Raw genomic sequence first — 18444 nt, 5'->3', positions numbered from 1 at the left:
ATTTACTAGACATATGATGAGGAAAAATCTATTTCGTATAACGATGTCAGTAGCGATGATTTTTGCATTACTTGTATCTTTGCTTCCAGTACAAACTAAAGCAGCAAGTAATACAACGCCTAAGAATGAAATGCGTGCAGCTTGGATTGCAACTGTATGGAATCAGGATATTCCTAAGGTTGATAAAATGGATAAAAATTCATATAGTGCATGGGTACGTACAACATTGGATGATTTAAAGGGAAAGAAATTTAACACGGTTATTTTTCAAGTAAAACCAATGAGTGATGCTTTCTATCCTTCTAAGTTAGCTCCATGGTCTTCTTTCGCAACAGGAACGCAAGGTAAGAACCCAGGGTATGATCCGCTACAAATTATGTTAGATGAAGCTCATAAACGAGGAATGGAACTACATGCGTGGATTAATCCATATCGTGTAGCTACATCAGATACAATGTTTAATAGTCTAGCAGCTAATAATGTAGCGCGTACAAATCCTAATTGGATTGTCAAATATTCTACGTCTTCAGGTAATCAATATTATTTAAATCCAGGGCTTCCTGAAGTGCAAAAGTACTTAATTGATACAGTGAAAGAATTAGTAGGAAACTATGATTTAGATGCTGTACATATGGATGATTATTTCTATCCAGGTAAAAACTTTGCTGACCAGGAAACATTTAAAAAATATGGAACTGGTTTTAAAAATATTGAAGATTGGCGTCGAGATAATGTAAATGTATTAGTGAAAGATTTATATGGGGCTATTAAGTCTCTAAAACCTCACGTACAATTCGGTATCTCTCCTCGTGGCATTTGGCGTAATAAGGCAAATGATTCAACAGGAAGTGATACAAATGGTGCAACGAATTATGATGATATTTTTGCCGATACAAGACAATGGATGAAAGATGGGTCTATTGATTATATTACTCCGCAAATCTATTGGTCTAGAAATCACAAAACAGCAAACTATTCAACTCTATTAAAATGGTGGAATAGTGAAGTGCAAACATATGCGAAGGTACATCCAGTAAATTTATATATTGGTACGGCAGATTATAAAATAGCTAACGATTCAGATACGGCATGGAATAATAAGATGGAGCTACCAGGACAAATTGTAGATAATCGAGCAGCTACAAATGTAAAGGGGCAAATGCATTTCTCGTTAAGGGATCTACAGAACAATCCATTAGGATATTCTGCTTATATTAAGGAGAATCTGTATAACTACAATGCTTTAACACCAGCAACATCTTGGAAGAATAGCACTGTACCTGCAGAGCCAACAGCAGTGCAAGCTACAGTGGAATCAACAGGCATTAAGCTAGCAATTACTGATAACAACAGTACTAAGCCTAGAAAATATGTAATCTATCGTTTTGATGGAAGTAATGAAGGTTCATATCAGGACCCGAAAAACATAGTTGATGTTGTTTATAATACAAATGGAAATACAACATTTGTAGATAAGACCGCTAATCCTGAAAAGACGTATACATACGGAGTGACTGCTGTATCGGCAACAGGTGTTGAAAGTAAGACAGCAGCTATTGCCCAGGTAGGCGATATTGAAGAAGTAGTTTATATCTTTAACGATGTAACTTCTAAACATCGTGCATTTAAGGAAATTGCTTATTTAAAAGAAGGTAATATTGTTAGTGGAGATGGAAAAGGATCTTATAATCCAGGTCAGAATTTAACACGTGCTGAAGCAGCAGCAATGGTTGGACGAGCGTTAAATCTTGATGGTGAAAAACGAAATACATCTTTTAAAGATGTAGGTAAAAATAATTTTGCATCTGGTTATATTCAATCAGCTGTAGATTTAAAGATTCTTTCTGGCTATAGTGATGGTTCATTTAAGCCAGACGCTAAGATTACACGTGGTGAAATGGCTGTTGTGATTAGTAAAGCGTTTGGTTATGAATTTGGTGGCTCGTTATCTGGTGCTGCAAAAGCTTTAACTTCTAGAGGTATTGCACAAGGTATTAGCGAAGGTAACTTTGGTGCAAGTCAGAACATTATTCGAGCTGACTATGCAATATTCTTAGCGCGAGCAGTTGATTATAAGCTTCGCGTAAATAATCCAACCATTTCATTTACTGGTAGCATGACTGTCCAATCAGATTCTTTATCGATTCGTAAAGGACCTAAGCCTGAATATGTACAAGTAGGTACACTTAAGAAGGGTGATGTTGTGACAATCGGTTATCAAGTTGGAAGCTGGTCACTAATTAAATCTAGTAATAATGTAGAGGGATTTGTTCCTACTGCTAGTTTGAAGTAATAAGGTAAAAGGAAGGCGCGTGTGTAGGCATGCGTCTTTTTTTGAATGAAGCCATGAACACTAGTTATTAAGTAATATAGTATATATTATTCTTAATAGATTATTAGTTCTGTCTTTTCAAAAAAAATGAACGTGTGTATGATAGAATTATCGACAAGATAGGAGTTGGGGTAGAGAAATGGTTAAAGCAGTGTTTTTTGATTTAGATGATACGCTTCTTTGGGATCATAAAAGTATAAGTGAAGCGTTCAGAGCAACTTGTGAATATGCTCAGGAGAAAGTTGGCGTAGATGCAGATAAGTTAGAAGAAGCAGTGCGTGAAGCTGCGCAACAATTATATGCTTCTTATGAAACATATGAGTTTACGAAAATGATAGGCATTAATCCGTTCGAAGGTCTTTGGGGTAACTTTGGAGATGATACTTTAGAATTTCCAAAAATGAAAGAGATTGTACCAGGTTATCGAAAGGATGCTTGGACACAAGGCTTGAAGGCAATCGGCATTGATAATGAAGAATTTGGAGCAGAGTTAGCTGAACGCTTTCCTCAAGAAAGAAGAAAATCACCTATTCTATATGAAGAAACATTTCAAGTGTTAGATAAGCTAAAGGGTGAATATGCTTTATTGTTATTAACAAACGGCTCACCAGAATTACAAAATACGAAGCTAGAAATTACACCTGAGTTAGTTCCATACTTTGATAAAATCGTCATTTCTGGTGATTTTGGTAAAGGAAAACCAGATGTAAAGATTTTTGAACATGCACTTGAGATTATGAATGTAACGAAAGATGAAGCGATTATGGTTGGTGATAACTTAATGACCGATGTACTTGGAGCTTCGCGTGCAGGCATTAAATCTGTGTGGATTAATCGTCATGATAAAGAAAGAAATGAAGTTGTTCCAACATATGAAATTAAACATTTAGAAGAATTATTTACAATCTTAGATGATTTGAAATAAATAGGAAAAGGTACTTCCGTTTAGCGGGGAGTACCTTTTTATTTATTTGTTATTTCCGAGTTTCCAAATATAAAGGGAAGCAACTGATCCATAAGGAGAATAACGTTTTTTATATTCGTTAAACTGTTCTTTTGTTAAGTCTTCTAAAGCGTACAATCGGGTAAGTCCTCTACGAATGCCTAAATCACCCCAGCTAATTATATCCGAACGCTGCATAGAAAAAATTAATAGCATTTCCGCTGTCCATACACCGATACCATGTAGTGAGGATAATCGATCAATGACTTCTTGGTCAGACAGTTTAGGAAACTCGTCTAATTGTAATTCGCCATTGACGACTGCATCTCCAATACCTTTTATATAGTTCGCTTTTCGTGTAGATAAACCGCATTGTTGAATTTCTTCTACTGTTGCATTAGCAATTATCTGTGGTGAGATTTCGCCAAGATGTTGAATGAGTCTGTTCCACACAGTAGCAGCAGCCTTTGTAGAAATTTGTTGGCTGACAACGCTATTGATTAGTGCGGTGAATAAATCGGGCGTAACTTTCCGTTCAATCATGCCATGTTGTTCGATGAGGTGGGCTAGTTTTTCATCTTTCATTTTTAAATAATCGAGCTCGGTATCACCATATTTAAATGTTTCCATGTTTTTTCTCCAAGTCTAAAAGTAGAATTTTAATATCAAGACCACCACCATAGCCAACTAGTTTTCCATTTGCCCCTATTACACGATGACAAGGTATAACGATTGGCAATGGATTTCGATTATTAGCCATTCCGACTGCACGAACAGCTTTAGGGTTTTCAATGCTTTCAGCTACATCTTTATAGCTCCTTGTTTCTCCATAAGGGATTTCTATTAAAGCTTTCCAGACGCTTTGCATAAATGGTGTACCATTTGGAGCAAGTGGAATGGTGAAGTCTTTACGTTTACCTGCAAAATATTCTTGAATTTGTTGGCCAGCTTCTTTAATTAAGTCTGTTTCAAATTCTATTAAATCCTCAGGTATGTTTTCATTTTGAAAATAAATACGTGTTATAGCTTGCTCTTCTTGAACGACGCCTAATTTGCCGATATCACTTGGATAGAAGTATATATTTTTCATAGGTATAGCCCCCAATTGCTCATATTTATATGTAAAGTATAGCAAATTCTTATAAAGCAAGTCTTACAGTATTTAACCATCTATTTTATTTCATACATACGTTTTAAAAAGTTGTCTATAAGTTGGAAGGTATTTTATTGATATAATGATTTGAGGCATTTATACTTATGACAGTTTAACAACGAGAAAATGGAGCTCGGTTAGGAGAGAATTTAAGGTGAATAAATATTTTAAGGAAATAATAATGATTATACTAGGATCATTTTTATATGCTATAGCTATTAATTCGTTTATTATTCCTGGTAGTTTAGCGGAAGGTGGAGTAACAGGAATCACGATTGTTTTGTATTATCTTTTTGAGTTTTCACCTAGTATTGTGAATTTATCTATTAATTCTGTTTTATTGTTAATTGGATATAAGTTTCTTGATAGAAAGACGATTTTTTACACATTATTTTTTATTCTTAGTAGTTCTATCTTTTTAGCTTTAACGGAAACATGGGTTGTTCATACTGAAAATGTTATTATTTATTGTATTTTTGGTGGCGTATTAATGGGTGCTGGTATAGGTGTAATTGTTAGAGCTGGTGGTACAACGGCTGGATCAGTTATTATTGCGAAAATCTGTAATACATCCTTTCGTTGGAATATTAGCTATACAACTTTATTCGTGGATTTGATTGTTGTTATAGGTTCTATTTACGTAATTGGTTTAGAGAAAATGTTACTTACAATCATTGCTCTGTTTATTGCGACAAAAGTGATGGATTATGTGATTGAAGGATCAAATACGAAGAAGTCTATTACTATTATTTCGGATAAACATGAAGAAATTGCTAAACAAATAGCATTCAAGATTAATAGAGGTATTACAATTATTAAAGGAAAAGGATACTATAGTAATCAAGATAAGGAAGTACTATATGTTATTATCCGTAAACAAGAATTAACTAATCTTCGAAAAATTACAGAGAAAATTGATGATCAAGCATTCATTATTGTTCATGACGTGAAAGATGTTTTAAGTAAGAATTTTATTTAGCACTAAAAAGAAGCTTACAGCTTCTTTTTTTATTTGTATAATTTGACTGAAAAAATATATAATTTAGAAAAAAGAAAATCGGGTGTTGGGAATGGAAATTTTCTCGTTAAGTGGTTCAAGTGGCACAGGTAAAAGTACAAGTGCATTGGCGTTTGCTCATCAGAAGAAGATTCCTGCCATTATTGATGATGGGTTATTAATTGTGAATGGTCAAAAAGTTGCTGGAACATCAGCTAAGTTTGAGAAATATACATTGGCTGCTGTTAAACGTGCTACATTTACTGATGAAAGCCATCGAAAAGAAGTGCAACAAGCTTTGAAAAGCTATTTTATAGGTAAAATTCTTATTATTGGAACATCGGATCGAATGACAAAGTTAATTGCGGATCGTCTAGAAATGGGAAAGATTCAACATCATTATTATGTGGAAGATATTCGTACTTCGAGTGAAATCAAGATGGCACAATATGTGAGAAAGACTGAAGGAAAGCACGTTATACCGATTCCTTATAGACAAGTGGAACAAAACTTTTTTAAGAAGTTAATCCAACGAGGGATGGAGATTTTCTCAAATAAAAAAGAACGAATAGGAGAAACAACTATAGTATTTCCTGACTTCCATAAAGGGAGTATTCACATTGAAAAAAAAGTATTTATAGATATTGTGGAAGAAATTTGTCGAATGAATCCTTATGTTTTACATTATGATTCTATTAAAATTTTTTTAGAAGGGCATCCTTCTGTAAATTTGAATGTAGGAATTGTGTTTCCTATAACGTATGAAATTTTTGAAATAATGGGTGAATTACAGAGTGAAATTCACCAACGCTTCTTAGAATTTTTGAATATAGAGATTAATTCAATTTATATCCATGTAACATCTACATCAACAGTTAAGAAAAAAGAAAGTGTATTGATTAGTGGATGAGTTTGTATGACTAACAGTTAGCTGAGCGAAAAACAACAGCGTCTAAATCTATATAGAAATAAAAAAACACCTTGTTCATAAAGGTGTTTTTTTTAACAAGTGATTCTGACATAAAACTAAACTTTAATTTTGACACAATTAATAAATTTCCTATGCAACATATATTACTTGGAGTTTGTTAAGAATAAGTGAAATTCTTTTGGCATTTTTTATTTTTTTGTACGACGAATAAATTGTGGCTTTCGCTTCTCAACAAATGCTGCAATTCCTTCTGGGAAATCATTTGCATCAACAAAAGGAGTTGAGCCTTTCCACAGTACAGGAGCACTTTCAACACATTCTTGTACTGCTTGTTTAATTGCAAGTAAAGATGCTGGTGATTGAGAAGCTACTAAATTCCCCATACGAATAGCATAACGGTCTAAATCTTTTTCTTTTACAACATAATTGAGCATGCCTACTCGGTACGCTTCTTCAGATTTTAAAATTCGACCTGTATATACTAAATCCTTCGCCATACTTGGACCAATTAAATTAACAAGTCTTTGAGCAAATTTATTGTTTAAAGTAATTCCTAATTTTCCAACTGGAATTCCTAATTTTGCTTTTTCTGATCCAACTCGAATATCACATGCTAAAGCTAGTTCTAACCCAGCTCCCATTGCAGGACCGTTAATAACAGCGATGGTTGGAATAGGTAGAGATTCGAATGTAGAAATCGTTTTTTCCATTGTTACAAATGCATTTTCAGCTTCCTCTAAAGTCATTTGATTAAATTCTTTAATATCCGAACCTGCAGTTAATTGCTCTCCAGCTCCCCTTAATAACAAAACTTTGTTTTTGGGATTTTCAAGTACTTGTAAGGCGGTTTCTGCAAGTTGGTTCCACATATTTGCAGTTAAAGCATTTTTTAAATGAGGGCGATGAATAGTAATTATAGCTAGCCCAGCTGTTTCTTGAAGAACGATTTTTGCTTGTTCGGTTTCCATGCGGTTAATTTTTACTTGCATGCTAGATTCTCCCCATTTCTAACTTTGTCATTTGTTGTCAAAACATTTCTATATCTTCATTATAGTGTAAGATGAGCATGGACTCTAATTAAAAGGGTTAATATATAGAAAATTTTAAATATTGTACTAATACAGGGTGTTTAAGTAGCGGTGACGGTATTTTTCGTTTCTATTTTATGTTTACCATATAGCTCTTTTTTGATTTGTTATAAAACAAGGACTGGTGCTTTTTTATGCGACTTACGATTTTTTGATTAAACAATCAAAAAGGACCGGTGCCGGTATTTCAGTTTGTCTAGCTCCAGCGACCAGCTCCTAGTGGACTTCGCCAATCTCCCTATGATTAGTCAACATTGAATCGCCTATCGTCTCTTCGTGTTTCCTTTATCTCAGTCGATGGGCTCCAGTCCATACGGAGCAAAACGGTCGCTTCCACTTTTCTATTGTCCAACCTTCCACCTGCTATACTCTGTCATAAGCCAATCCGTTTTTGAAACCAAAAGCGGGTTTCAAAGAACGACTCGTCTTATGCCTGCCGCATAGCTCCTTTTTGATTGGAAGTAAAACCAATGAAGTAAATTCACTTATCAAAAAGGACCGGTGCCGGTACTTCAGTTTTTATTGTATAATCATTGTATTATTGTTGAAATGAGGAACGTTTGATGGCAACTACAATTGCGGATATTGCGAGAATTACGGGGTTTGCGAAGAGTACGATTTCTCGTTATTTAAACGGGGGGTCAGTGAGCAAAGAAACGAGTAAGCGGATTGAAGAGGTTATCTCAGAAACCGGTTATTCACCAAATCGATTTGCTCAAAGCTTAAAGGCAAAACAAACGAAAATTATTGGAACAATTGTACCCCGTTTAGATTCATTCGCTACGAACCAAACGCTTATTGGAATCGATGAGCAGTTGAGAGATTATGATTACCAAGTTTTAATTTTGAATACAAGTCAAAATATACAGCGCGAAATTGAAAATATATATACATTACAGAAGCAAAGAGTAGCTGGAATTATACTACTTGCTACAGTTATTACGGAAGAGCATATTAAAGCATTTAACCAGTCTGATATTCCTGCTATTATTGTTGGTCAGGAACATGAGGAAATATACAGTGTTATTCACAATGATTACGATGCCGCATATGAATTAGGGAAAGTGGTATTACAAAAAGGACATCGAAGAATTGCCTTTTTAGGTGTAACGGAAAAGGATATTGCCGTTGGGATTAGAAGAAAAGAGGGATTCCAACAAGCGGTCAGTGAATATAAAAATTGTGATGTGAGATACTATGAAACAAGCTTTAAAATTGAAGACGCAGTTGAATGTGTACCTGAAATATTAAAGGATTTCCAGCCGAGTTTAATTGTTTGTGCAACGGATAATATTGCATTCGGTGCTTTAAAAGCGATACAAAAGAGTGAGCTAACTGTTCCGATGGATGTTTCTATTACTGGATTTGGTGGTTATAGCATGACGGAATTTACAAATCCAGAAATTACAACTGTCAAGTTTCATTATAAAAAGGGTGGAAAATTAGCAGCTCAAAATATGGTGAAGCTTATTAATCAAGAAAAAGTACCATCAACTTCCATCGTGGATTTTGAAGTTATTAGTCGTGAAAGCGTTGACACAAAAAAATAATGCCTTTATAATCTAACAGGAACCGGTTCCATTTATGAGTCGGTGACTAATTGGTTCCTGTTAGGTATTTTTTTGCAACGACAAGGAACCGGTTCCAATTTCAAAAATGGAGGGTGAGACTAAAATGAATCACAAAAAGATAGCAGAAGAAATTCTTGAAGCTCTTGGTGGTAAGGATAATGTTGCAGCAGCTGCGCATTGTTCGACAAGATTACGTCTAGTAATTAATGATGAAACATTAATCGACCAAGCTAAGCTTGATCATATTGATATAGTTAAAGGTACGTTTTCAACAGCAGGTCAGTTCCAAATTATTCTTGGAGCTGGAATTGTAAATATTGTTTATAAAGAGCTGAGTGAACTGACGGGCTTAACAGAAATGTCTACGAAAGAGGTTAGTTCTGTTAGTACGAAGAAAATGAATCCGTTACAGCAATTTGTTAAAATGCTTTCTGATATTTTCGTACCGATTATTCCAGCAATCGTTGCTGGCGGTTTATTAATGGGTTTAAACAACCTATTAACGGCGCAAGATTTCTTTATTGAAGGGAAATCTTTAATCGAAGCTTATCCAGAAATGGCTGATTTAGCGGCATTAATTAATACATTTGCTAACGCGGCATTTGTGTTCTTACCTGTTCTAATAGGCTTCTCCGCAACAAAAAGGTTTGGAGGAAATCCGTATTTAGGAGCTGCACTTGGGATGTTAATGGTGCATCCGGACTTATTGAATGGTTATGGCTATGCGGATGCAGTAGCCAATAATGAAGTGCCAGTTTGGAATATCTTTGGTTTAGAAATCGAGAAAGTAGGTTATCAAGGAACCGTTCTTCCCGTTTTAGTGTCTTCTTTCATCTTAGCAAAAATTGAATTATTTTTACGAAAAAGAGTGCCATCATTCTTAGATAATTTAATTACTCCTCTTGTAGCAATCTTTGTAACGGGTGTTCTGACATTTGTTTTTGTTGGTCCAATTACTCGTGGTGCAGGTAACTTATTAACAGACGGATTAGTTTGGTTATATGACACAACAGGTATGATTGGTGGAGCAATCTTCGGTTTATTGTATGCGCCGATTGTTATCACAGGGATGCATCATAGCTTTATTGCAGTAGAAACGCAATTAATTGCCGATATTGCGAAAACGGGTGGATCATTTATTTTCCCTGTAGCGGCGATGTCAAACGTTGCACAAGGTGGAGCAACATTAGCAGCGTTATTACTAATTAGAGAATCAAAAATGAAAGGTGTTGCTTCGGCAGCAGGTATTTCAGCACTTCTTGGTATTACAGAACCAGCATTATTCGGTGTTAACTTGAAATTACGCTATCCATTTATTGGAGCAATTATTGGTTCTGCAACTGGTGCAGCTTTCATTTCTTTATTCAAAGTAAAAGCAATTGCATTAGGTGCAGCGGGATTACCTGGTATTATATCAATCGCACCAAATTCAATCTTCCACTATATCATCTGTATGGCGATTAGTATTGGTGTAGCATTTACTGTAACGATTGTGTTAGGTAAACGTGATGCAATGAAGCAAAAGAAAAACAACAGTGTAAATCAGCAAGCGGCTTAATGATAGAACGAGATGGGGAATCATAAATTGATTTCCCTTCGTTTGTTTTTAAAACTTTTATTAGAATCAAATGTTTATTATAGAGGAGAATTCGTTGTATGGAATGGACAAGAGAGAGGCGGTATCGCCGCTTACAGGAAGCAAGTGCGGAAGAGTTAAAACAATTAGAAATGACAGTTCAGCAATGTGAATGGAGACAGCATTTTCATATTCAACCACCAACAGGCCTTCTAAATGATCCGAATGGATTTTGCTATTATAACGGCGAATATCATTTATTTTATCAATGGTTTCCGTTAGGACCAGTGCACGGATTGAAATATTGGTATCATACATCATCAAAGGATTTAGTTAACTGGAATTACCACGGGGTAGGTATTGAACCAGGATATTATTATGATAGTCATGGAGCTTATTCAGGTAGTGGAATTGAACATGATGGAAAGCTTCATTTATTATATACAGGAAATGTGCGTGATAAGAACTGGGTGCGCTATCCATATCAGGCGCTAGCTATTATGGATGAAGATTATATTGTAAAGAAGCAGGAAAAAGCAGTTATTGAATCCGTACCTATTGGATACACAGATCATTATCGCGATCCAAAAGTTTGGAAAGAGAATGATACATTTTATATGATTATTGGAGCTCAAAGAGAAAACGAAACTGGTTGCGCAGTTCTATACAGTTCACTAGATTTGAAAGAGTGGAAGTTTGAGGGAGAGCTTGAAACAAACTTAAAAGATTTCGGATTTATGTGGGAATGTCCAGATTATATGGTATTGAATGATAAAGGGGTATTCATCTTCTCTCCGCAAGGGGTAGAGCCTTCTGGTGATAACTATCAAAATATTTATCAATCAGGTTATATAATAGGTAACCCGTTAACAATGCCTAATCGTACGTTCAAGCATGGTGAGTTTCATGAATTAGATAGAGGATTTGATTTCTATGCTCCTCAAACTACACTTGATCCACAAGGGCGACGCATACTTGTCGGATGGATGGGATTACCTGAAATTGCATATCCAACTGATCGAAATGACTGGGCGCATTGCTTAACCGTGCCAAGAGAATTAACAGTTAAAGGTGATAAGCTTATTCAAAAGCCGGTAAAAGAGCTTGAACAATTACGTACAAATGAGCAGAAAGTAAATGGAATGATACAAAATGAAACAGTAGCAAATTTTGATTTACAAGGTACTGTTTATGAGATGATCTGTGAAATGACAAGTGCTGATGCTCATGCATTTGGAATTGAATTCCGAGCTGGGGAAACAAACAAAACAGTCATTACTTATAATAGAAAAGAGAAGAAAATAATCTTAGATCGAAGTCAATCTGGTGAAGCAGTTGGAGAAGAATTTGGAACAACAAGAGCATGTTATATGGATGCTGAAACAATTAAGTTTCATATGTTCGTAGATACATCATCTGTAGAAGTCTTCATTAATGATGGTGAAGAAGTATTCACTGCTCGCATTTTCCCAAACAAAGAGGATAGGAATATTCGCTTCTTCTCTTACAATGGTACAGTGCAATTTGACGCAAGAAAGTGGGATATTACTAAATAAAACTAAAAGCATCTATCAAATTTGATGGATGCTTTTTTTGTAGTTGAGTAGATTGACACACCTTATATACAAATTTTATTAATATTACCAAATTTTGTAGTATTGATAGTGCGCTCGATGATAAGATAAGAGAAAAAGCAAGGAGGAATACTATGGGTAAGAAAAGTAAAATCGCTAGTAATCTATTGTTAGCAAGTTCACTTAGCTTAACTAGTCTTGCAGGTCTCTCATTTACAACACAATCGGTTCATGCGGAAGAATCTATCAAGCAAGTAAACTATGAAAACATTGCAAACGGTTTGATCTTAAGTATTAAAACTGAGAAATGGGATGAAGTTCATAATTCACTCAGTGATAACTTAAAGAAGTATGTAACTAAACCTTTATTATTAGAATGGTGGACTGGCTTTTCAAAAACATACGGTGCTATTTCTAACATTGCATTTAAGGATGTAAAACATAATGCGATTCATACAACGGTCACTTACATATGTACAACTAGTTCAGGTGAATTTGAGTTTCAGTTAAGATTTAATAAGAATGGTCTCGTCGATGATTTTATGCTTACGCAAGTAGCGCCTGGTGTTAAGTATATTACACCGTCCTATGATTTGAAGAATTATACAGAGAAAGATGTTGTTATTGGAAAAGATGAATACGCTCTTCCGGGTAAGTTAACGATTCCGAAAGGTGAAGGTCCGTTTCCTGTTTTAGTGCTTGTGCATGGTTCTGGCCCTCATGATATGGATGAAAGTTTTTATTCTCATAAGCCATTTAGGGATTTAGCTGTTGGGTTGGCTAACGAGGGAATTGCAGTACTTCGATATGAGAAGAGAACGCTGACTCATAATGCAAAGCTTGTATTCGCTCCTACTCATACTGGCACGATTCAAGAAGAAACCGTACTTGATGCAAATTTAGCAGTCGATTTATTAAAGACAACTCCAGAGATTGATGCTAAAAATATTTTTGTCCTTGGGCACAGTCAAGGTGCGTATGCACTTCCTTTAATTTTGCAAGGTGATAAGGATAAGAGTATTAAAGGGGTAATAGGAGCAGCTGGTCCGGCCGGTAAGTTCCAAGATATTCTTCAATGGCAGTTGGAGTGGCAATTAGATCAAATGAAGAAACAGAAAGTACCAGCTGAACAAATTGCATCAATGGAAGCGTATATTAAAGATTTTAAAGAACAAATGGCTTTAGTAAATGATTCGAAATTTTCATTAGAAAATCCTCCTGAAGATTTTCATACTGCACCTGGGTGGAGCTGGTGGTATAATCTGCGTGATTATGTACCAGCTGATGGTGCTAAAGAGCAAAATGTACCAATGTTATTCATTCAAGGAGGAAAGGATCTTCAAGTTCCTGTAACTGAATTTGATAAATGGAGAAAAACGCTGCAAGGAAAAGAAAATGTTCAATTTAAATTATATCCAAATATGTTTCATACACTTTCAGAGTATGCAGGTGAAGTGAACTTTACAACAGAGTATTTAACACCAGGTACTATTTCAGAAGGTGTGATTAAGGATTTGGCTAGTTGGATGAAAACAGGTAAAGTGGCTGAGAAACCGGTTGTCGATCCAACGATGTATAGTGATTATAAGACTGGGGAATATTGGTCTGAAGCATTTGCGTGGGCACTTAATAAAGGTATTATTATAGGCTACGAGGATGAAAAACGTATTAAACCAGAACAAAACATCACAGAAAGCCAGGCTCTAAAAGTCTTATTCCGATATAAATTAGGAACGCCTTTAAAGGATGAATCTATTGAAGCAATTTATGCACTTGCTAAAGATGCAGGAATTAACTTGAAGCAGAAACCGAATGCAATAGTAACACGTGGAGAAGCAGCTGTTTTGTTAGGGAAAATATTCGTGAAGTCGGATATTACACTACAGGAAGCTGTTCAATGGCTATATGAGCAGAATGTTGTTCAAGGATATGGTAGTGAACAAAATCTCGAAGCTTTTAAACCAGATACACCTATTTCGAGAGCACAATTAATGACAGTGCTTTATAATTTGACTCTACAAACAAAATAAATTAAGTTGGAAGAGGTTGCCCTAAGTTCAAACAATGGGACAACCTCTTTTGCTAGAAGTATAGTAATCTAGTTCAATAGTAGAATGATTGGTATTAATTAGCCAGTATTAAATAGGTTTAAAGAATCATTTAATTGGTAAAAGTTCTATATAAGGCGTATTATTAAGTAAAGATTAAAAAAAGTTTATTTTTTTAGGCTTTTTTTATTTAAAAAAAATTCGTTATATTGTAATATTTTCGTGATGCCTAATTAACTTTTATGTGAGTTTGTGCAATGCTTTACAAATTTCCTTTTATGGTTAAATGGGGTTTTAAGGAAATTTTATAGGAGATGGGAATCCTTTAATTCCCGACAAATACGCGGTATGGTTTATCGTATCGTAAAGGAGAATGGGATATGTCAGAAACAATCACGCAAGCAAAAGCTGAACAAGAAGCTGTACAAGTGGCTGCTAATCAACAACAAGATATACTTGATCAGTTGTTAAAACCTGAAGTTCAGGATTCATTGACGGTATTAGTAGAACAACTACCAAAACTTACTGAACTAGTAACAGTTTTGACTAAGTCTTATGACTTTGCACAGCTAGTAATTACTGATGATGTATTAAAGAAAGATACTATGGGTGCAATTACAGACGTATTAGGACCTGTGACGAAATCTGTGAAGAACATTACTGCTAATGCTATTGAAGCAAAAGATCGTGCTGAAGAAAGCAGTGAAGTAATTGGTCTTTTCGGTCTTTTAAGATTACTTAAAGACCCTCAAGCACAAAAACTATTCCGTTTTGTAAATGCATTTTTAGAAGTGTCTGCTGAACGTAACAGCCAAAAGTAATTCTTTATACATTCAATTAGTAAGGACGGGGGATTTACAATGTCAAAACATATTGTCATTCTAGGTGCAGGTTATGGCGGACTTCTTTCAGCTTTAACCGTACGTAAGTATTTAAATAAATCAGAAGCTAAAGTTACTGTAGTTAACCAATTTCCAACTCACCAAATCATCACTGAACTTCATCGTTTAGCAGCTGGAAATATCAATGAGCAAGCTCTTGCTTTACCATTACAAAAGCTATTCAAAGGTAAAGATATTGACCTTCGCATTGCTAAAGTAGATAGTTTCTCAGTTGAAGACAAAGTAGTTAAATTAGATGATGGTTCTTCTTTATCATATGATGCATTAGTCGTAGGATTAGGAAGTATTACAGCGTACTTCGGAATTCCAGGATTAGAAGAGTACAGCATGGTATTAAAATCAGCAAATGATGCTAATAAGATTTATGCTCATATTGAAGATCGCATTCGTGCATATGCAGAAACTAAAGACGAAGCGGATGCTACAATCGTTATCGGCGGTGGCGGACTAACTGGTGTTGAGCTAGTTGGTGAACTAGTTGATATTATGCCTGCTCTTACTAAGAAATACGGTGTAGATGTAAAAGACATCAAGTTAAAATTAGTTGAAGCGGGTCCTAAGATTCTTCCAGTGCTTGCTGATTCACTAATCGAACGTGCAACTGAAAGCTTGGCATCACGTGGAGTAGAATTCTTAACTGGTCTACCTGTAACAAATGTTAAAGGTAACGTAATTGATCTTAAAGATGGTCAACAAATTGTTGCTAACACATTTGTTTGGACTGGTGGAGTACAAGGTAACCCACTAGTAGGCGAATCAGGTCTTGAAGTGAATCGTGGACGTGCAACTGTAAATGATTTCTTACAATCTACTTCTCACAAAGATGTATTTGTTGTAGGTGATAGCGCTGTTTACTTTGCTCCAGATGGTCGTCCATATCCTCCAACTGCACAAATCGCATGGCAAATGGGTGAGCTTGTTGGATACAATTTATACGCCTTATTAGAAAACAAAGCAATGGACACATTCTCACCAATTAACTCTGGTACACTTGCAAGCTTAGGTCGTAAAGATGCTGTTGCTGCAATTGGAGCTAACTCAGCTCAACTTAAAGGTTTACCAGCAACAATTATGAAAGAAGCAAGTAATGTTCGTTACTTGTCTCATATCAAAGGATTATTTGCTTTAACTTATTAAGCAATAGATTAGTTAGTGTGCGAATAAAGCGTGATTGATAGTTTTAGAGAAACCCAAGATTGCTCACTGATGTGAGTATTCTTGGTTTTTTTCATATAGATATATTTTGTTATATATGGGGATGTACATACGAGGCTAGTTTATAAAGCTGATGTAACTTTCTTTGAAGGCATAAAAAAGCTGGGCCAGTCCCAGCTTTTTTACATAACTAGTGAAAATAACCGGAAAATGCTTTCCTCAACTCTTACATACCATTTTTTATTTGCTTCATCTTCTAAAGTGACACGATGTGAATTTTGAATATCACTTTCAAAAATGGCTGTCATATCTTTTGAAGTAGTAGAATTATATATAAAAGCATTTACTTCAAAGTTAAGTTGGAAGCTCCTTATATCTAAATTTGCAGTTCCGATTGTAGTGACGCAATCGTCTATCGTCATGGTTTTGGCATGGATAAAGCCTTCATATTGATAAATTTCTACACCGACTTCAAGAAGCTCTTTTACGTAAGAGGAAATAATTCGATCCACGTAGCGGTTATCGTTTTTACGGGGAACCATCAATCGAACTCTTACTTTAGATAGAGAAGCTGTTTTGATTGCTTCAAGGAATGCTGAATCAGGTACGAAATAAGGTGTTTGGATATCAATGGACTGCTTGGCTGTGTAAATCATTTTAATGAAGGCGTTTTTCAATTCTTCTCCACGTGTATCAGGTCCACTTGAAACAATTTGTACATACTGGTCTCTTAAATGGCTCCAATCTTTTTTTGGGAAAAACTTTTTGAATTTTTCTTTTAAGTTTGCATCGTCTATTTCCTCATGTGAAGCATATCCAAAGTCTTGAAGGAATCGAATTTGTAGCATTTCGACACTTTCACCTTCTAAACGTATATGTGTATCTCTCCAAGGACTAAGCTTGGGATCTCTTGATTCATATTCGATGCCAATATTCATGCCACCTGTATAACCAATTATTCCATCGATTACTACAATCTTTCTATGGTTCCGATAGTTGATGTTCGGACCAAGGATTTTTAATTTTGATGGAAAGAAAGGAAATACCTTACCACCTTTTTCAATAAGATTTTGGAAAGATGATAATGATGTGTGTAAACTTCCGATGTCATCGTAGACTACTCGTACTTCTACACCTTCTTCAGCTTTTTTCTCAAGGATTGAAATTAATTGTTTTCCAATTTCATCTGTTCGAAAAATATAATACAAAATATGAATAGTATCCGTAGCTTGGCGTAAATCTGCAAATAAATCATAATATTTATCTTTGCCGTTGGTATAGATTTTGACATGGTTTTTTGTAGTAAAGAAGCTTTTATTGGCATTTAAATTAAACATCATTAATGATTTATAAATCTCTTCCTTGCCTTCATAGATTTCAATTTGTTCTTGTTGCTTAGTCATATAAGTTGTATATAAATCATCCCATTTCTTTTTTATATGAAAGTTCTTTCGTTTTCTAAACCGCGGACCATTTCCAAAAATTAAATAGAGAATGAATCCGATGTATGGAATAAATAGAAGAAGAAACATCCAAGCAAATATGTAAACGGGCTCTTTTCTTTCTAGAAATATCATTACAAGAATAAGGATGATATTAATAATTAACATGAAGTTCCAAAGAAATGACAGCATATAATTTCACCGAGCTTTCAAAAATCTGAGTTGTTGTTCGTTGTAAACTAGTGTGTATTAGACGACCATAGTTTATTTTACTAGTATGTGTAGTAAGTAATATCCTGTTAAAGGGGAAGGATGATATATAGTAATATTATCAGAAACATATCAACGTAAACCTTAAAGTTCTTGTTATTTTGTTGGGTGGATTGAAGTATATTAGCTCTGTTATTAATTTTTCTTAAAAAGTTATTGACTGTTGGAATATTTGATAGTAATATAGTAATTCCTGAGGCGATATAGTATTTGAAAATATATTTCTTCTGGTGTAGTTGTAAAACTAAGAAACAAGTATACTTCGCATTATGATTGTTTAAAGTGAAAAAAATATTGACAACATAATGATGAAAATGTTATCTTAGTAAAGTCGCTTGAGAGCGATGAAAAATAATAATAAAAAAGTTGTTGACAAGAAACAACAGAAAATGTTATTATATAAAAGTTGCTGTAACGGCAGCGGAAATGATCTTTGAAAACTAAACAAGACAACACGTCAAT

General features: G+C 34.9%; 14 protein-coding genes. 10 read left to right on the top strand and 4 right to left on the bottom strand.

Annotated features, from left to right (window positions below; genetic code table 11):
• The first annotated feature begins 13 nt into the window (after positions 1 to 13).
• Together TX86_RS16440 and TX86_RS16435 are read left to right on the top strand one after the other, a co-directional pair.
• On the top strand, positions 14 to 2293 hold the full coding sequence (locus TX86_RS16440; protein WP_042350618.1) for a family 10 glycosylhydrolase: 2280 nt from the start codon (positions 14 to 16) through the stop codon (positions 2291 to 2293).
• A 178-nt stretch (positions 2294 to 2471) separates the two neighbouring features.
• A complete protein-coding gene (locus TX86_RS16435; RefSeq protein ID WP_042350617.1) occupies positions 2472 to 3257 on the top strand; it encodes an HAD family hydrolase in 786 nt (261 codons plus the stop codon).
• Between the two features lie 42 nt (positions 3258 to 3299).
• On the opposite strand, the gene TX86_RS16430 is transcribed toward TX86_RS16435, so the two are convergent.
• Positions 3300 to 3905, bottom strand: a complete 606-nt coding sequence (locus TX86_RS16430) for a DNA-3-methyladenine glycosylase family protein (protein ID WP_042350615.1) — start codon at positions 3903 to 3905, stop codon at positions 3300 to 3302.
• Positions 3892 to 4365, bottom strand: a complete 474-nt coding sequence (locus TX86_RS16425; protein ID WP_042350614.1) for a methylated-DNA--[protein]-cysteine S-methyltransferase — start codon at positions 4363 to 4365, stop codon at positions 3892 to 3894. Before TX86_RS16425 ends, TX86_RS16430 begins: the two co-directional genes overlap by 14 nt.
• 217 nt (positions 4366 to 4582) lie before the next feature.
• Between TX86_RS16425 and TX86_RS16420 the strand changes: the two genes are divergently transcribed.
• Positions 4583 to 5407, top strand: coding sequence for a YitT family protein (locus TX86_RS16420; RefSeq protein ID WP_439096855.1), 825 nt, complete (start codon positions 4583 to 4585; stop codon positions 5405 to 5407).
• 91 nt (positions 5408 to 5498) lie between these two features.
• A complete protein-coding gene (locus TX86_RS16415) occupies positions 5499 to 6335 on the top strand; it encodes a hypothetical protein (RefSeq protein ID WP_042350612.1) in 837 nt (278 codons plus the stop codon).
• Between the two features lie 209 nt (positions 6336 to 6544).
• Here TX86_RS16415 and TX86_RS16410 read toward each other — a convergent pair whose 3' ends face one another.
• The gene (locus TX86_RS16410) at positions 6545 to 7345 is read right to left on the bottom strand and encodes an enoyl-CoA hydratase/isomerase family protein (protein WP_042350611.1); all 801 of its coding nucleotides are present in this window, start codon (positions 7343 to 7345) and stop codon (positions 6545 to 6547) included.
• Positions 7346 to 8007: 662 nt separating this feature from the next.
• On the opposite strand from TX86_RS16410, the gene TX86_RS16405 reads away from it, so the two are divergent.
• The 6 genes from TX86_RS16405 to TX86_RS16380 all read left to right on the top strand — a co-directional run bounded on the left by TX86_RS16405 (position 8008) and on the right by TX86_RS16380 (position 16252).
• Positions 8008 to 8994, top strand: coding sequence for a LacI family DNA-binding transcriptional regulator (locus TX86_RS16405; protein ID WP_042350610.1), 987 nt, complete (start codon positions 8008 to 8010; stop codon positions 8992 to 8994).
• Positions 8995 to 9118: 124 nt separating this feature from the next.
• On the top strand, positions 9119 to 10573 hold the full coding sequence (locus TX86_RS16400; protein WP_042350609.1) for a sucrose-specific PTS transporter subunit IIBC: 1455 nt from the start codon (positions 9119 to 9121) through the stop codon (positions 10571 to 10573).
• 98 nt (positions 10574 to 10671) lie between these two features.
• Positions 10672 to 12147 (top strand): glycoside hydrolase family 32 protein, encoded by a 1476-nt coding sequence (locus TX86_RS16395; protein WP_042350607.1) that lies wholly within the window; start codon positions 10672 to 10674, stop codon positions 12145 to 12147.
• Positions 12148 to 12299: 152 nt separating this feature from the next.
• The gene (locus TX86_RS25855; protein ID WP_052343711.1) at positions 12300 to 14195 is read left to right on the top strand and encodes an S-layer homology domain-containing protein; all 1896 of its coding nucleotides are present in this window, start codon (positions 12300 to 12302) and stop codon (positions 14193 to 14195) included.
• A gap of 398 nt (positions 14196 to 14593) precedes the next feature.
• Entirely contained in the window at positions 14594 to 15034 is a 441-nt protein-coding gene (locus TX86_RS16385) for a helical membrane plugin domain-containing protein (RefSeq protein WP_042350606.1), read from the top strand.
• Between the two features lie 39 nt (positions 15035 to 15073).
• A complete protein-coding gene (locus TX86_RS16380) occupies positions 15074 to 16252 on the top strand; it encodes an NAD(P)/FAD-dependent oxidoreductase (protein ID WP_042350604.1) in 1179 nt (392 codons plus the stop codon).
• Between the two features lie 200 nt (positions 16253 to 16452).
• On the opposite strand, the gene cls is transcribed toward TX86_RS16380, so the two are convergent.
• Positions 16453 to 17904 (bottom strand): cardiolipin synthase, encoded by a 1452-nt coding sequence (cls, locus tag TX86_RS16375; protein ID WP_042350603.1) that lies wholly within the window; start codon positions 17902 to 17904, stop codon positions 16453 to 16455.
• Between the last annotated feature and the right edge of the window lie 540 nt (positions 17905 to 18444).

It is taken from the genome of Bacillus massiliigorillae (assembly GCF_000380245.2).
Taxonomy (GTDB): domain Bacteria; phylum Bacillota; class Bacilli; order Bacillales; family DSM-1321; genus Bacillus_AD; species Bacillus_AD massiliigorillae.
The sequence above is the reverse complement of the archived record's forward strand: the minus strand, read 5'-3'. Positions and strand labels throughout refer to the sequence as shown.

What these genes read in the sequence shown, in the direction of transcription:
- TX86_RS16440 (WP_042350618.1), top strand. Translation starts at nt 14, where the DNA reads ATGATGAGGAAAAATCTATTTCGTATAACGATGTCAGTAGCGATGATT.
- TX86_RS16435 (WP_042350617.1), top strand. Translation starts at nt 2,472, where the DNA reads ATGGTTAAAGCAGTGTTTTTTGATTTAGATGATACGCTTCTTTGGGAT.
- TX86_RS16430 (WP_042350615.1), bottom strand. Translation starts at nt 3,905, where the DNA reads ATGGAAACATTTAAATATGGTGATACCGAGCTCGATTATTTAAAAATG.
- TX86_RS16425 (WP_042350614.1), bottom strand. Translation starts at nt 4,365, where the DNA reads ATGAAAAATATATACTTCTATCCAAGTGATATCGGCAAATTAGGCGTC.
- TX86_RS16415 (WP_042350612.1), top strand. Translation starts at nt 5,499, where the DNA reads ATGGAAATTTTCTCGTTAAGTGGTTCAAGTGGCACAGGTAAAAGTACA.
- TX86_RS16410 (WP_042350611.1), bottom strand. Translation starts at nt 7,345, where the DNA reads ATGCAAGTAAAAATTAACCGCATGGAAACCGAACAAGCAAAAATCGTT.
- TX86_RS16405 (WP_042350610.1), top strand. Translation starts at nt 8,008, where the DNA reads ATGGCAACTACAATTGCGGATATTGCGAGAATTACGGGGTTTGCGAAG.
- TX86_RS16400 (WP_042350609.1), top strand. Translation starts at nt 9,119, where the DNA reads ATGAATCACAAAAAGATAGCAGAAGAAATTCTTGAAGCTCTTGGTGGT.
- TX86_RS16395 (WP_042350607.1), top strand. Translation starts at nt 10,672, where the DNA reads ATGGAATGGACAAGAGAGAGGCGGTATCGCCGCTTACAGGAAGCAAGT.
- TX86_RS25855 (WP_052343711.1), top strand. Translation starts at nt 12,300, where the DNA reads ATGGGTAAGAAAAGTAAAATCGCTAGTAATCTATTGTTAGCAAGTTCA.
- TX86_RS16385 (WP_042350606.1), top strand. Translation starts at nt 14,594, where the DNA reads ATGTCAGAAACAATCACGCAAGCAAAAGCTGAACAAGAAGCTGTACAA.
- TX86_RS16380 (WP_042350604.1), top strand. Translation starts at nt 15,074, where the DNA reads ATGTCAAAACATATTGTCATTCTAGGTGCAGGTTATGGCGGACTTCTT.
- cls (WP_042350603.1), bottom strand. Translation starts at nt 17,904, where the DNA reads ATGCTGTCATTTCTTTGGAACTTCATGTTAATTATTAATATCATCCTT.